This is a genomic window from Pigmentiphaga sp. (assembly GCF_019689535.1).
Classification (GTDB): domain Bacteria; phylum Pseudomonadota; class Gammaproteobacteria; order Burkholderiales; family Burkholderiaceae_B; genus Pigmentiphaga.
In genome coordinates this window covers 17008-30031 of record NZ_JADGHH010000013.1, presented here as the reverse complement: position 1 = coordinate 30031, position 13024 = coordinate 17008, and the positions used below count along the sequence as shown (strand labels likewise).

General features: G+C 67.2%; 15 protein-coding genes. All 15 read left to right on the top strand.

The features are described from left to right. Nucleotides 1–241 precede the first annotated feature (241 nt). The 15 genes from IRZ12_RS02325 (at nucleotide 242) to IRZ12_RS02255 (ending at nucleotide 12962) form a co-directional block, all read left to right on the top strand. On the top strand, nucleotides 242–856 hold the full coding sequence (locus IRZ12_RS02325; RefSeq protein ID WP_073664159.1) for a DUF3275 family protein: 615 nt from the start codon (nucleotides 242–244) through the stop codon (nucleotides 854–856). A 90-nt stretch (nucleotides 857–946) separates the two neighbouring features. After that, nucleotides 947–1294 carry a conserved plasmid protein gene (locus tag IRZ12_RS02320; RefSeq protein ID WP_073664160.1) on the top strand — a complete coding sequence of 116 codons (348 nt, stop codon included), beginning with the start codon at nucleotides 947–949 and terminating at the stop codon, nucleotides 1292–1294. A 119-nt stretch (nucleotides 1295–1413) separates the two neighbouring features. Then, nucleotides 1414–1755: a hypothetical protein gene (locus IRZ12_RS02315; RefSeq protein ID WP_296463671.1), complete on the top strand. Its 342-nt coding sequence runs from the start codon at nucleotides 1414–1416 to the stop codon at nucleotides 1753–1755. 102 nt (nucleotides 1756–1857) lie between these two features. Continuing rightward, entirely contained in the window at nucleotides 1858–2508 is a 651-nt protein-coding gene (locus IRZ12_RS02310) for a hypothetical protein (protein ID WP_073664161.1), read from the top strand. A 64-nt stretch (nucleotides 2509–2572) separates the two neighbouring features. Continuing rightward, nucleotides 2573–3682 carry a DUF6094 domain-containing protein gene (locus tag IRZ12_RS02305; protein ID WP_073664162.1) on the top strand — a complete coding sequence of 370 codons (1110 nt, stop codon included), beginning with the start codon at nucleotides 2573–2575 and terminating at the stop codon, nucleotides 3680–3682. Nucleotides 3683–3785: 103 nt separating this feature from the next. Beyond that, the gene (locus IRZ12_RS02300) at nucleotides 3786–4097 is read left to right on the top strand and encodes a hypothetical protein (protein ID WP_296463668.1); all 312 of its coding nucleotides are present in this window, start codon (nucleotides 3786–3788) and stop codon (nucleotides 4095–4097) included. Between the two features lie 105 nt (nucleotides 4098–4202). After that, entirely contained in the window at nucleotides 4203–6482 is a 2280-nt protein-coding gene (locus IRZ12_RS02295) for a helicase-related protein (protein ID WP_073664164.1), read from the top strand. Nucleotides 6483–6598: 116 nt separating this feature from the next. Continuing rightward, complete coding sequence (locus IRZ12_RS02290; RefSeq protein ID WP_073664165.1) at nucleotides 6599–6829, top strand: hypothetical protein; 231 nt, start codon at nucleotides 6599–6601, stop codon at nucleotides 6827–6829. A 154-nt stretch (nucleotides 6830–6983) separates the two neighbouring features. Then, nucleotides 6984–7574: a PilL N-terminal domain-containing protein gene (locus IRZ12_RS02285; protein WP_073664166.1), complete on the top strand. Its 591-nt coding sequence runs from the start codon at nucleotides 6984–6986 to the stop codon at nucleotides 7572–7574. 44 nt (nucleotides 7575–7618) lie between these two features. After that, nucleotides 7619–8206 carry a hypothetical protein gene (locus tag IRZ12_RS02280; protein ID WP_296463676.1) on the top strand — a complete coding sequence of 196 codons (588 nt, stop codon included), beginning with the start codon at nucleotides 7619–7621 and terminating at the stop codon, nucleotides 8204–8206. Nucleotides 8207–8215: 9 nt separating this feature from the next. Next, nucleotides 8216–8941, top strand: coding sequence for a TIGR03759 family integrating conjugative element protein (locus IRZ12_RS02275; protein ID WP_296463663.1), 726 nt, complete (start codon nucleotides 8216–8218; stop codon nucleotides 8939–8941). Between the two features lie 32 nt (nucleotides 8942–8973). After that, complete coding sequence (locus IRZ12_RS02270) at nucleotides 8974–9504, top strand: transglycosylase SLT domain-containing protein (protein ID WP_296463675.1); 531 nt, start codon at nucleotides 8974–8976, stop codon at nucleotides 9502–9504. Beyond that, the gene (locus tag IRZ12_RS02265) at nucleotides 9501–10031 is read left to right on the top strand and encodes an integrating conjugative element protein (RefSeq protein ID WP_296463660.1); all 531 of its coding nucleotides are present in this window, start codon (nucleotides 9501–9503) and stop codon (nucleotides 10029–10031) included. Before IRZ12_RS02270 ends, IRZ12_RS02265 begins: the two co-directional genes overlap by 4 nt. A gap of 10 nt (nucleotides 10032–10041) precedes the next feature. Continuing rightward, nucleotides 10042–12216, top strand: coding sequence for a type IV conjugative transfer system coupling protein TraD (gene traD, locus IRZ12_RS02260; protein ID WP_296463658.1), 2175 nt, complete (start codon nucleotides 10042–10044; stop codon nucleotides 12214–12216). Then, a complete protein-coding gene (locus IRZ12_RS02255; RefSeq protein ID WP_073664172.1) occupies nucleotides 12213–12962 on the top strand; it encodes a TIGR03747 family integrating conjugative element membrane protein in 750 nt (249 codons plus the stop codon). The genes traD and IRZ12_RS02255 overlap by 4 nt, the downstream gene beginning before the upstream one ends. The last annotated feature ends 62 nt before the right edge of the window (nucleotides 12963–13024 follow it).

The window sequence follows — 13024 nt, the reverse complement described above, 5'->3', positions numbered from 1 at the left end:
GAGCGACGTTCCGGCCCCCGCCGAAACGCCCGCCCCGCAGGAAGCTCCGGCCCAGGCGTCCCCCGTGCCGGCCGCTGAAGCGCCCGTCGAAGCCCCCGCTCTGGAGGCTGCCGAGTCGTTCTGACCCGCTGATCCACAAGGCCCTGTTGTCCGGGGCCTTGTTCTTTTCCCCGCGGCCATCCGCCATCGGCCATTCGCGCTGATGGCGGACGGCTGTTCCTTTATCCGCAGGAGTCCTCCCATGATTACTCTCCCAGGCCAGTTGGCCATCAAGACCATCCACGGCAGGAACGGCGACTTCAACGTCGGCCGCCTCGCCACCTCCATCGGCGAGTTCGTCGTGAAGAACGCCGAGTTGGACCAGTACGACGAGGGCAAGTACGAGGGCGATTTCATCATCGCCGAGATCCGGCCGTCCACGTACAACGCCAACGGCCGCATGGTCATCGAGATCCGCGCCTTGCTGGGCGGAATGACCTTGTCCAACGTCGATGCCCTGAGCGGCGACGAAGCCCGGCAGTTGAGCCCGCAGGAAGTCGATCCGATCGACGAAGAAGCGCAGGCCCCCATGCCGGCCAAGCCCAAGGCACCCGCCAAGGCGAAGTCCCGCGACCCGCGTGATCCGCTGGTCGATACCACGCCCTTCGGCAGCGCGACCGCTGCTCCCGTTACCCCCGAAGCCTCGGCCGAGGCGGACGACGCGGCGCTGTTCGGTTCGATCTGGCCGCTGGACGAGATCGTCAAGCTCGATGCCACCGTTGACCGCCGCGTTCTGCGTCAGCAGCGCGACCGTCTCGGCACGCTGGGCTACATCTTCGAGCCGTTGTCCCAGGACTGGCATCTCGCCAAGGCCTAATCCCCTCCGTCGCACCCGCGACGTTCATCCACCCGCCGGGGCCGCTTCCCCGATGGGGAGGCCCCCGGTTTTTTTCCGGAGGTTTCCATCATGTCCACCATCGCTTGCGATCCCCCCCGCCCCACGCTGGATGAATCCGCGTGGCAGGCTGTCTGCAAGACGGCTGCCGAGCACGCCCAGCGTGGTTGCGGCCTCTCTTGGGATCACTGGGTCACGCTTTTCAGTTCGGAGATCGACATGCAAGCCAGTCGGTTGCCGAAAGACCAGCGCGCCCAAGCCCTGGAAATCGCAGCCCAGGAATGGGACTACGCGACGCCTGCCGAACGGCAGGAAACCCAGGAGTGGAATGCCAAGAATGGCTATTGCTCGCACGGGATCGAGTTTGGCTACTGCCCGGCCGGTTGTGATCGTGATGTTGACGATGACGGCTGGGATTGAATGCATCTCCAACCACACACCCGGCAGTTCGTGCCGGGCTGCACATTTCCTTCTCCAACCCACAGGGGCAGCCATTGCCTCCACGGGCGATGCTGTTCCCGCTCATCAAGGACATCATCATGAGTCGGCACTACTTCGACACTGTTCACAGAGGCTTTCCCGTCACCGTCATCCTCGGCTGGGATAGGCCGGCGGCCTATTTCTTCTTGATGATCCAAAAGCCAGCCGAGCTGATCGACGACGCCATGCTGGTTGAGGACGATGACTTCCTGTACAGCAACCTGCACGAAATCGATCCATTTGGCCACGACCTGGACTACTACCGCGAGGTTCTGCGTCATTTTCAGATCGTCGTGCCGAGAAGCATGTTCATCCAAGTCGAGCGTGACATGGAATTGAATGTGGGCAATCGCATCGTCAAGCATCAGCCCAACGGTTCGTTCACCGAACAGTGGCTTTGATCGCTGTTCGGCCCGCTTGCCCGATCCACGTTTTTCATCCCTAACGGGGCATTCACTGCCCCTGCGGGCGGTGCTGCCCCCCACTTCATCGAGGACATCACCATGCCTGCTTCCACCTCATCCAAGCCGCTGTACCGCATCGACGAGTGCCCAGACCTGATGGCCGACGCCTGCGTCGGTGACGACCAGGGCAACCTGATCTTCCTGTCCATCTGGGCGCGCGACACCGCCGTCCAGGAGTTCCTCGCTCGCCTGACCCTCGGGCGCGACGAGCAGGGACTGGACCAGTTCCACGTCATCACTCCCGAAGGCGGCTCGCTGCCGCTGTTCGTCGGCAACGTCGAACGCCTGGAGAAACGCACCACGCGCGCCTACCGGCGCACGCTGTTCGGGTCGCTCTCCAACGTGTGGCTGTTCGACAAGCGCTGCGTGCGGCCCGACAAGGCCAACGCCAGCGCACTGGCGCTGCTTCCACGCGATTCCACGCACCGGCTCGACCGGCTGTGGACGCTGGTGCAGGACACCTGCCCGTTGCCCTTGCTCGACCACTGGCGCACGACCGTGCTGGAACTGCTGCAAGCCCGCCAGATGCTGGCCGGCCTTCCATTCGCCCTCGGGCCGCTGGAAGGTCACCGGCTCGCCATCGACGTGCCGGCGCTGACCACGGCGCTCGGCGACCTGATCCGCAGCGGAGCGCTTGGCGTCTCCGACTACGAGTTGGCGTCGAACGCGCCCCTGCGGCACGTCGCCTGAAGCTTTCGCCACGGGCATGTGCGCCAGCGCATGCCCGCTTTCATCCCAACCCAGGAGAAATCCCATGGCCCTCATGTTTCCGCGGCTTGCCCGCAATTTCATCCGCAACGGCTACTACCCGACCGACGAACCCACGTTGGAGCGGGTGCTGTCCGTACTGGCGCCGGCCAACGGCCCCATGTGCATCATCGATCCCTGCGCCGGCGAAGGCGTGGCGATCGCCGAAGCTGCCCACGCCCTCGGGCGCGAGCAGACCCAGGCGTATGCGGTCGAGTACGACGCCGAGCGGGCACGCCATGCCCGCAGCCTGGTCGATCACTGCATCCACGGCGACCTCATGGATACGCTGATCTCCCGCCAGGTATTTGGCTTACTGTGGCTGAACCCGCCGTATGGCGACCTGAGCAAGGACGTCAACGGCAACATCGGCTACCAAGGCCAGGGCCGCGCCCGGCTTGAGAAATTGTTCTACCAGCGCAGCTTGCCGCTGCTGCAATACGGCGGCGTGCTGGTCTTCATCGTGCCGTCCTACGTGCTCGACGCCGAACTGGTCGGTTGGCTGACCCGGCACTTCGCCGAGTTGCGCGTCTACCAGGCGGTGGACAAGCAGTTCCGGCAGGTGGTGATCTTCGGTCGGCGCATCCGCCAGCGCGACCAGGCATCGGATGCGGTCAAGGCCACGCGCGGTCTGCTGCTGCAGATCGGGCAAGGCGAGACGCAAGCCGAGGAGCTGCCGACCGAATGGCCGTTCCTGCCGTACACCGTCCCCGCGGCGCAAGCCGAACCGGAGCACTTCTACCGGGTGACCATGGAGCCCGAGCAGTTCGCCGACGAAGTCAGCCGGCTCCACGGGCTCTGGCCGTCGCTGGATACGCATCTGGGCGCCGCGCAGAAAGCGCTGCGGCCCCCGGCGCGTGCGTTGTCGCACTGGCATCTCGCTTTGGCCTTGGCCGCGGGCGCGATTTCCGGCGTGGTGCGCTCCAGGAACGGCCGCGTGCTCGTCGTCAAAGGGGACACCCACAAGGAGAAGACCCTCCAGACGGAATACACCGAACGCGACGACGGCTCCGTGGCCGAGACCCGCATCCTCACCGACAGGTTCGTTCCGGTCATCCGCGCCTGGGACATGACACCGGGCTCCACCACGCGGGGCGAAGTGCTGACCATCCGCTGATCGCGGTTCACCCACGACGGCTCGCCGTCGATTTCATCCACCCAACGGGGTCCCGTCACCCCGCTGGGGTGCCGTGGCCCCTCCATTCTCCAAGGAGCACACCATGGCAACCCAAGCATCTCCCATCGCCCAGACCTCGAACCGGCGCTTCTCGCCCGGCCAGACGGTTATGACCCTCGGTGTCGATGAACTGGTCCGTCAGGGTCGGCTCAATCCCGTGCCGTATCTGCGCCGCCATCTCGCCGCCGACTGGGGCGACCTCGACGACAGCGACCGGCGGCAAAACGATGCCGCGTTGAAGTCCGGCGAGGATCGCCTGTTCTCGTCCTATCAGGTCACGCCCGACCTGAAGCTCTGGATCATCACCGAGTGGGATCGCAGCGTCACCACGCTGCTGCTGCCCAGCGAGTACTGATCCTTCCCACGCACGACGGCTTCGCGCCGTACTTCTCTTCCCACACCGGGGCATGCCATCGCCCCGTGGGGGTGGTGCATGCCCCAACTCATTTGGAGCATCACCATGTCCCTCGATCTCGAAACCACTGCCGCGAGAGTTGAGTCCGTCCAAGGCGAACTGCTCGACGCGGAACCGTCTCCTCTCACCCTGAGCCTTCAGGATTTCGTCACCGAGTTCGGCGACGAACTGCTGGATTCCCTCAACCGCGCCAACCCGCCGGTCTACATCGGCACGCCGAAGGCGCATCGCCAACTTCTCCTGGCCAGCCTCAAGCGCCAGTTGTTCCCGGCGCAAGCCGACGTGGTCCATGCCGCCGCCGAGCTGCTGGTCGATCGCGGCGAACGCGCCGCCATCGTCAACGGCGAGATGGGGTGCGGCAAAACGACCGTCGGCATCGCCACGGCCGCCGTCCTCAATGCCGAGGGCTACCGCCGCACCCTGGTTCTTTCGCCGCCGCACCTTGTCTACAAGTGGCGGCGCGAGATCCAGGAAACGGTCGCCGGTGCGAAAGTCTGGGTGCTCAACGGCCCGGACACGCTGGTCAAGCTCATCAAGCTGCGCGAGCAGCTTGGCGTGCAGCCGTCCGGCCAGGAGTTCTTCGTCCTAGGCCGCGTGCGGATGCGGATGGGCTTCCACTGGAAGCCGGTCTTCACCCGGGGGCGCACCCGCCACGGCGACGTGGGCGCGTGCCCGGACTGCGGGCAGGTCATCACCGACCTCGACGGCGAGCCGGTCGATCCGATCGAACTCGAAGCCGAGGAATACCGCCGCAAGTGCAGCCGTTGCGCCGCACCACTGTGGACGCTGATCCGTCCGAGGGGCTTGTCCGCCAGCGACCAGTCCTCCGCCGTGCTCAAAGCGCTGAAGCGTATCCCGACCATCGGGGAAGTCACTGCGCAGAAGCTGATGGAGAAGTTCGGCGATGCGTTCCTCGCCTCGATGCTCGGCGACAACATCCACGAGTTCATCAACCTCATGGATGGCGACGGCGAGCTGGTCTTCTCCGACCGCCAGGCCACGCGCATGGAGCGCGCCATGGCGAACATGGAATTTGGATTCGGCGAAGGCGGCTACCAGCCGTCCGAGTTCATCAAGAGATACCTGCCGCAAGGCACGTTCGATTTGCTGATCGCGGACGAGGCGCACGAATACAAAACCGGCGGCTCTGCGCAGGGTCAGGCCATGGGCGTGCTGGCGGCGAAGTCGCGCAAGACCTTGCTGCTCACCGGCACGCTGATGGGCGGCTACGGCGACGACCTCTTTTATCTGCTGTTCCGCGCCTTGCCCGGGCGGATGATCGAAGACGGCTACCGCCCGACCAAGAGCGGCAGCATGACCTCGGCCGCGATGGCGTTCATGCGCGATCACGGGGTCTTGCGCGATATCTATTCCGAGAGCACCGGCACGGCGCACAAGACGGCCAAGGGCACCAAGGTATCGGTGCGCACGGTCAAGGCGCCGGGCTTCGGCCCGAAAGGGGTGCTGCGCTGCATCCTGCCGTTCACCATCTTCCTCAAGCTCAAGGACATCGGCGGCAACGTCCTGCCGCCGTATGACGAGGAGTTCCGCGAGGTGGCGATGGACCCGGCGCAAGCCATGGCCTACCGCGATCTGTCCGGGCGGCTGACGGCCGAGTTGCGCCAGGCTCTGGCGAAACGCGACACGACGCTGCTCGGGGTGGTTCTCAACGTGCTGTTGGCCTGGCCGGACTGCTGCTTCCGGTCGGAGACCGTGGTGCATCCGCGCACGCGCAACACCTTGGCGTTCGTCCCGGCTCAGTTCAACGAGCTGGAGCTGATGCCGAAAGAGCGCGAGCTGATCGAGATCTGCAAGCAGGAGAAGGCGGAAGGTCGCAAGACCCTGGTTTATTCGGTCTACACCGGCACGCGCGACACGACGAGCCGGCTGAAGGTACTGCTGGAGCAGGAAGGTTTTCGGGTCGCGGTGCTGCGCGCGAGCGTGGACGCCTCCCGCCGCGAGGACTGGATCGCCGAGCAGTTGGACCGTGGCATCGACGTACTCATCACCAATCCCGAGCTGGTCAAGACGGGGCTGGACCTGTTGGAGTTCCCGACGATCGTGTTCATGCAGTCGGGCTACAACGTGTATTCGCTCCAGCAGGCGGCACGCCGCTCCTGGCGCATCGGGCAGAAGCAGCCCGTGCGCGTGATCTATCTCGGTTACGCCAACTCCTCGCAAATGACCTGCCTGGGGCTGATGGCCAAGAAGATCATGGTCTCGCAATCCACCTCCGGTGATGTGCCGGAATCCGGGCTCGACGTCCTCAACCAGGACGGCGATTCCGTCGAAGTGGCGCTGGCCCGCCAGTTGGTCGCCGCCTGATTTACCCAAGCCCACCGCGGCGGCACGCCAGCCGCCGCTTCTTTCCTCGCCCAACCGATGCGTCCATGCCCCTCGCGGGCATGGCGTCATCACTTTTTCACCCAAGGGTCTGATCCATGAAAACACATCGCATCGCGGTCGCGTGCCGCAACGCCTCGGGCATGCCCGACCTGCCCATCTTCACCGTCACCACCACCAAGGAGGAATACGACCTCGGCATCCACTACGACAAGGCCGAAGCGTTGGCCGACGAGGCCGGCTATGAAGGTCCCTTCGTCTGCTTCGACGACACCGAGCATGCCGCGATCCTGGCGGCGGCTGTCAGGCTGAAATTCGTGGCCGATTGACACCACACGCTTTGCACCTTCGACGGCCCTCCGGGGCCGTTTTTTCTGCCAGTTCCCGGGACGAGGAATCGGGCGCAGGGCAATCCGCTTTGTTTGCTGCCGCACGGGGTCGCCGCGGCGATGGTGAGGGCTCGATGCTTCAGGACACCCCGCCATGTGCCCCTATCATCCCTTGTTCCATCATCCCGAACGGCGTTTGCTGTCGGGTTTCCTCGGCCTGCTCTGGGCCATGCTGGCCGGCGGCTGCGCAACGACGCCCACGCCGCCGGTAGCGCCTGATGCGTCCGTCGCCGTCGCGCCCGAGCCCGCGCCGGAATTCGTTCCGGTCGTGCGCTATGGCCGCTACACGCTGGCCGAACTGACGCCAACAGCCGCCCAGCAGGACCTGATGCTGCAGGTGGTCGACGTGGCCGTCACCGACACGCTGCACGCCAGCGTCGGCGATGCGCTGCGCTACGTGCTGCTGCGCTCGGGCTATCAGCTCTGCGGCGGGGCCGACACCGATGCCTTCCAGTCGCTGCCGCTGCCGGTGGCGCACTACCGGCTCGGCCCGTTGCCGCTGCGCGATGCGCTGCTGACCCTGACGGGCCCGGCCTGGGATCTGCACGTCGATGACGGCACGCGTCAGGTCTGCTTCACCCGCGCCGGCGTCGCGGTTCCCGAGCCGGCGATTCCACCCGTACCCGACCGCCCGGCGATCGACGCCGACGTCCAGACCTTTCCGGTCGGGGAGACGCAGCCATGACGGCGCTGCCGGGCTCCGCACCTCGCCGTGCCACGCTGTTGCGTGTGGCCGCCATCACCTGGGGGCTGCTGATCAGCGCCGCTGCCCTGGTCAACGTCGTGGCGCTGACCAAGCTGAGCGAGCAAGCCCAGGCCAGCGCACCCAGTAGCCAGGTCATGGCCCTCGAAGGCCGGCTGGCCGAACTCGGCCAGCGCATCGAGCAGACCCGGCAACAGCCTGCGGCGCTGCCGCAGGCTCGCTACGACACCGAACGCCGGGCGCTGGAGCAGCGGCTGGCGGCGATCGGGCAGGCACTGGGCGAGCGGTTGACGGCGGACAACCTGCAACCCTTGCAGGCCCGCATCGAGCAGGTGGAGGCGCGGCTGGCCGCCCGACCGGCGGCTGCGGCGGCTCGCCCAGGTGCGGCGGCCAAGCCCAAGCCGGCCGAGCCGCCGTTCCAGGTGACTGGCGCCGAACTGCGGGCCGGCGAGCGCTTCCTGACGATCCTGCCGACCGGGCCAGCGACGCTCGCACAGGTACGCCTGCTGCGCCCTGGCGAGGACGAAGCCGGCTGGCGTCTGGAAGCGATCGACGGTGCCGCCGCCGTGTTCCGGCATGGCGACGAAACCCGCCGCTTGGCGATCCCACGCTGAGGGGGCGCCATGCCGCGTCTTGCCTTTGCACTTCTCCTGCTGCTGGCGAGCGCCGTGCCGCTCGCCGAGGCCCAGACTGCCAGCGCCACCCGCACCGCGCCCAACCGCGAGCGGCCGGCCATGGCCGAACGCAGCGACGAGGCACAGGCACGCGACTGGGGACTGCGCAGCGAGGAATGGGCACGCTACCGCGAGTTGATGCAAGGACCGCTCGGCGTCTACTCGCCCGGCCTCGACCCGCTCACGGCGCTGGGCATCGAAGCCCGCTCGGACGAGGAGCGGCGCCGCTACGCCGAGTTGCAGGTCCAGGTCGAAGCCCGCCGCGTCGAGAAGACCCTGGCCTACCAACGTGCCTATGACGACGCCTGGCGGCGGCTCGCGCCCGGCGCCCAGCGCGTCAACCTGCCAGGGGCCGGCGCGACGGCCGACCGGAGCATGGCGGCCGGTGCGGAGCGCACCGCCGTGTTCGTCAAGGCCGACTGCACGCCATGCGTGCAGCGTGTGCAGCAATTGCAGGCCGCCGGCACCGCCTTCGACCTCTACATGGTTGGCTCGCGTCAGGACGATGCCCGCATCCGGCAGTGGGCCACGCAGGCAGGCATCGATCCGGCCAAGGTGCGTGCCCGCACCATCACCCTCAACCACGATTCGGGCCGCTGGCTGTCGCTGGGCCTGCAAGGCGATCTGCCCGCGGTCGTGCGCCAGGTCGGCGGGCAATGGCAACGGCAGCCGTAAGCCGGGCCGGCGCGGCGCTCGTACTGCTGGGCATGCTCGCCGGCACCGCCGTTCGCGCGCAGGAAGTTCCGCCGCCGGCCTATCAGCTTGCCGCCCAACGGGCCGGCATCCCGTCCACCGTGCTGTACGCCGTGGCCTTGCAGGAAAGCGGCGCCGCGCTCAACGGTCGCCTGATCCCGTGGCCCTGGAGCCTCAACGTCGCCGGGGCCACCCGCCGCTACGGCAGCCGCGCCGAGGCCTGCGCCGGCTTGCAGCAGGCCCTGCGCAGCGTGCCGCCCACGCGCGTCGATGCCGGCCTGGGGCAGATCAATCTGGGCCACCAGCGGCAGCGCTACCGGCGCCCATGCGATCTGCTCGATCCCTACCGCAACCTCGCCATCGCCGCCGAGATCCTGCGCGAACAGCACACCCCGGGCGAGGACTGGCTGCTCGCCATCGGCCGCTACCACCGTCCCGCCGGCGGCGCACCGGCCGCCCGCTACCGCCGCAGCGTCGGCCAGCACCTGGCGCGTGTGCTCGGCGAGTCCCGCCTGGACGCAACCGTCCGAAGGAGCCTGCCATGAAGCCCATCCCCCTGGCCGCCACGCTGCTCGCGATCGCGGCCCCCCTCGCCGCCATCGCCCAATCCGCGCCGCTGATCGTGGTCGAGGATCGCGGCGGGGTGTCGGCGCTGCCGTACTACGAAGCGCTGGACCTGCAACCACGCGCCGGGCAGATGCCGCGGCGGCTCGACGTGCCGCAGCCGCCGGCCGGGCCGGTCAGCGAAGCGGCCATGCTGCCGGTACGCTCGGCCCGCCTGTCGCCCGGCAACGTCGAGCGCCGGGTGATCCAGGCCCCCGGCCTGACGCCGTTCTTCCTCGTCGGCGACGATGAACGCTCGCACGCCTGGCTGCGCCAACGCGCTCCAGCCCTTCGCGAACTGGGCGCGTTCGGCCTGGTGGTCAATGTCGAATCCGCCGACGCGCTGGCCGCACTGCACCGGCTGGCGAGCGGGCTCACCCTGTCGCCGGTGTCCGGTGACGACCTGGCCGAACGCCTGGGCCTGCGTCACTACCCGGCGCTGGTGACCGCCACGGGCGTCGAACAGTGAAGCGGCGGCGATGGCCCAGTCGCCCCATGCCATCGAAGTGCTGCTGCGGCCAGCGGTGGAGCTATACACCGTCGCCGTATGTGCGGGCGCCGCGCTTGTGTCCCTGGTGGCACCGTGGTCGCTCGCGCTGAACCCGCTGACCGGGCTGGGGAGCGCATTGGCCTTCGCCGCCTTCGGCACGATCCGCCTGCGCGAAGCGCGGGTGATCCTGCGCTACCGACGCAACATCCGCCGCCTGCCGCGCTACGTGATGACCAGCCGCGACGTGCTGGTCAGCCAGCAGCGGCTGTTCATCGGCCGTGGCTTCCTGTGGGAGCAGCGGCACACCCATCGGCTGACGCAGACCTACCGGCCCGAATTCCGCCGGTACGTCGAGCCCACGACCGCGTTCCGGCTGGCGCGGCAGTTGGAGGAACGGCTGGAGTTCGCGCCGGCCCCGTTGTCCCGGCTCGCCAAGGTGCTGGCCTGGGACAGTCCGCTCAATCCCGTGCGGCCGCTGCCGCCAGTCGGCGGCATGCCGCGCCTGCATGGCATCGAGCCCAACGAAGTCGACGTCAGCCTGCCGCTCGGTGAGCGCGTCGGCCACAGCCTGGTGCTCGGCACCACCCGCGTCGGCAAGACGCGGCTGGCCGAACTGTTCATCACCCAGGACATCCGCCGGCGCAACGCCGCGGGCGAACACGAAGTGGTCATCGTCTTCGACCCCAAGGGCGACGCCGATCTCTTGAAGCGCATGTACGTGGAGGCCAAGCGCGCCGGGCGCGAAGGCGAGTTCTACGTCTTCCACCTCGGCTGGCCGGACATCAGCGCCCGCTACAACGCCGTGGGCCGCTTCGGTCGCATCTCCGAAGTCGCCACGCGCATCGCCGGGCAGTTGTCCGGCGAGGGCAACAGCGCGGCGTTCCGCGAGTTCGCCTGGAGGTTCGTCAACATCATCGCGCGTGCCTTGGTGGAACTGGGGCAGCGCCCGGACTACCTGCTGATCCAGCGGCACGTGGTCAACATCGACGCGCTGTTCATCGAGTACGCGCAGAGCTACTTCGCCAAGCACGAGCCGAAGGCCTGGGAGATCATCGTCCAGCTCGAAGGGCGGCTCAACGACAAGAACATCCCGCGCCACATGGTCGGGCGCGAAAAGCGCGTGGTGGCGCTGGAGCAATACCTTTCGCAGGTGCGGGTGTACGACCCGGTGCTGGACGACCTGCGCAGCGCCGTGCGCTACGACCGAACCTACTTCGACAAGATCGTCGCCAGCCTCCTGCCGCTGCTGGAAAAGCTCACCACCGGCAAGATCTCGCAACTGCTGGCGCCGAACTACTCGGACTTGTCCGATCCCCGGCCGATCTTCGACTGGATGCAGATCATCCGCAAACGGGCCGTGGTCTATGTCGGCTTGGACGCGCTCTCCGACGCCGAGGTGGCCGCCGCCGTCGGCAACTCCATGTTCAGCGATCTGGTCTCGGTCGCCGGCCACATCTACAAGTTCGGCATCGACGACGGCCTGCCCGGTGCCAAGGCGGGTTTGAAGATCCCGATCAACGTTCATGCCGACGAGTTCAACGAACTCATGGGCGACGAATTCGTGCCGCTGGTCAACAAGGGCGGCGGTGCCGGGCTCCAGGTCACGGCCTACACGCAGACGCTCAGCGACATCGAGGCCCGCATCGGCAACCGGGCGAAGGCCGGCCAGGTCATCGGCAATTTCAACAACCTGTTCATGCTGCGCGTGCGCGAGACCGCGACAGCGGAACTGCTGACCAAGCAACTGCCGAAGGTGGAGGTCTACACGACCACGCTGGTCAGCGGCGCCACCGACAGTTCCGACATCCACGGCGCGACCGACTTCACCAGCAATGCGCAGGACCGCATCAGCACGTCGAGCGTACCGCTGATCGAGCCGGCGCACGTGGTCGGACTGCCCAAGGGGCAGGCGTTCGCGCTTCTGCAAGGTGGTCAGCTCTGGAAAATCCGCATGCCGTTGCCGGCGCCCGATGCCGACGAGGTGATGCCCGAGGACTTGCAGCAGCTCGCCGGCTACATGCGCCAGCACTACGCCGAAGCCGGCGACTGGTGGGAAGGCCAGGGCCTGCCTGGCTTGCAGAACCAAGGACTGCCGGAAGACCTGCTCGACGGCTTCCGCCACCTGGCCGCCGATGAACTGATGGCGAGCGAGACGCCGCCATGAAGGACCCGGCCGTCACTGCCCAGCGCCAGCAAGTTCGCCAGCAGAGCCTGATCGCCAGCGTCGTCACGTTCCCGTTCCGCCTGCTCGGCGTGCTGTGCGGCTCGCTGCTGCTGTCGATCGTGATCGAGTGCGTCGGCATGCACTTCTTCTGGTCCGAACAGGGCTGGCACCACGCCCAGGGCATGCTCGACTACGAACTGGGGCAACTGTCCGCTCACTTCACCCGCAGCGCGATCGTGCAGGAGCCGGGACGCACCGCGCATTGGCTGGTCGAGCGCAGCTACGAGTGGGTCTTCGTCAAGACCGGACTGATCGACTGGATGCGCGAGGCCTCGGCGCAGGCCAGTGCACCCAGCCGCGGCGGGGCGCGGGATTTCCGCTACTGGATCAGCCAGGTCTACGTCTGGACCGAGAGCTACCTGATCGCCGCCGCATTCACCACGCTGACCTTCATCGTGCGCCTGCTGGTCCTGGTGCTGACCCTGCCGCTGTTTCTGCTCGCGGCGTTCGTCGGCTTCGTCGATGGCCTGGTTCGCCGCGACATCCGCAAGTTCGGCGCCGGCCGGGAATCGGGCTTCATCTACCACCGCGCCAAGGCCACGCTGATGCCGCTGGCCGTCGCGCCGTGGGTGATCTACCTCACGCTGCCGGTATCGCTGCATCCGCTGCTGGTGCTGTTGCCCAGCGCCGTGCTGCTGGGGCTGGCCGTGGACATTGCCGCAGGTAGCTTCAAGAAGTACCTCTAGTGACGTTTTAGGCAGTAACGGCCTACACGCCATCAATCGGGCGTGTGCCCGTGCGCATTGTT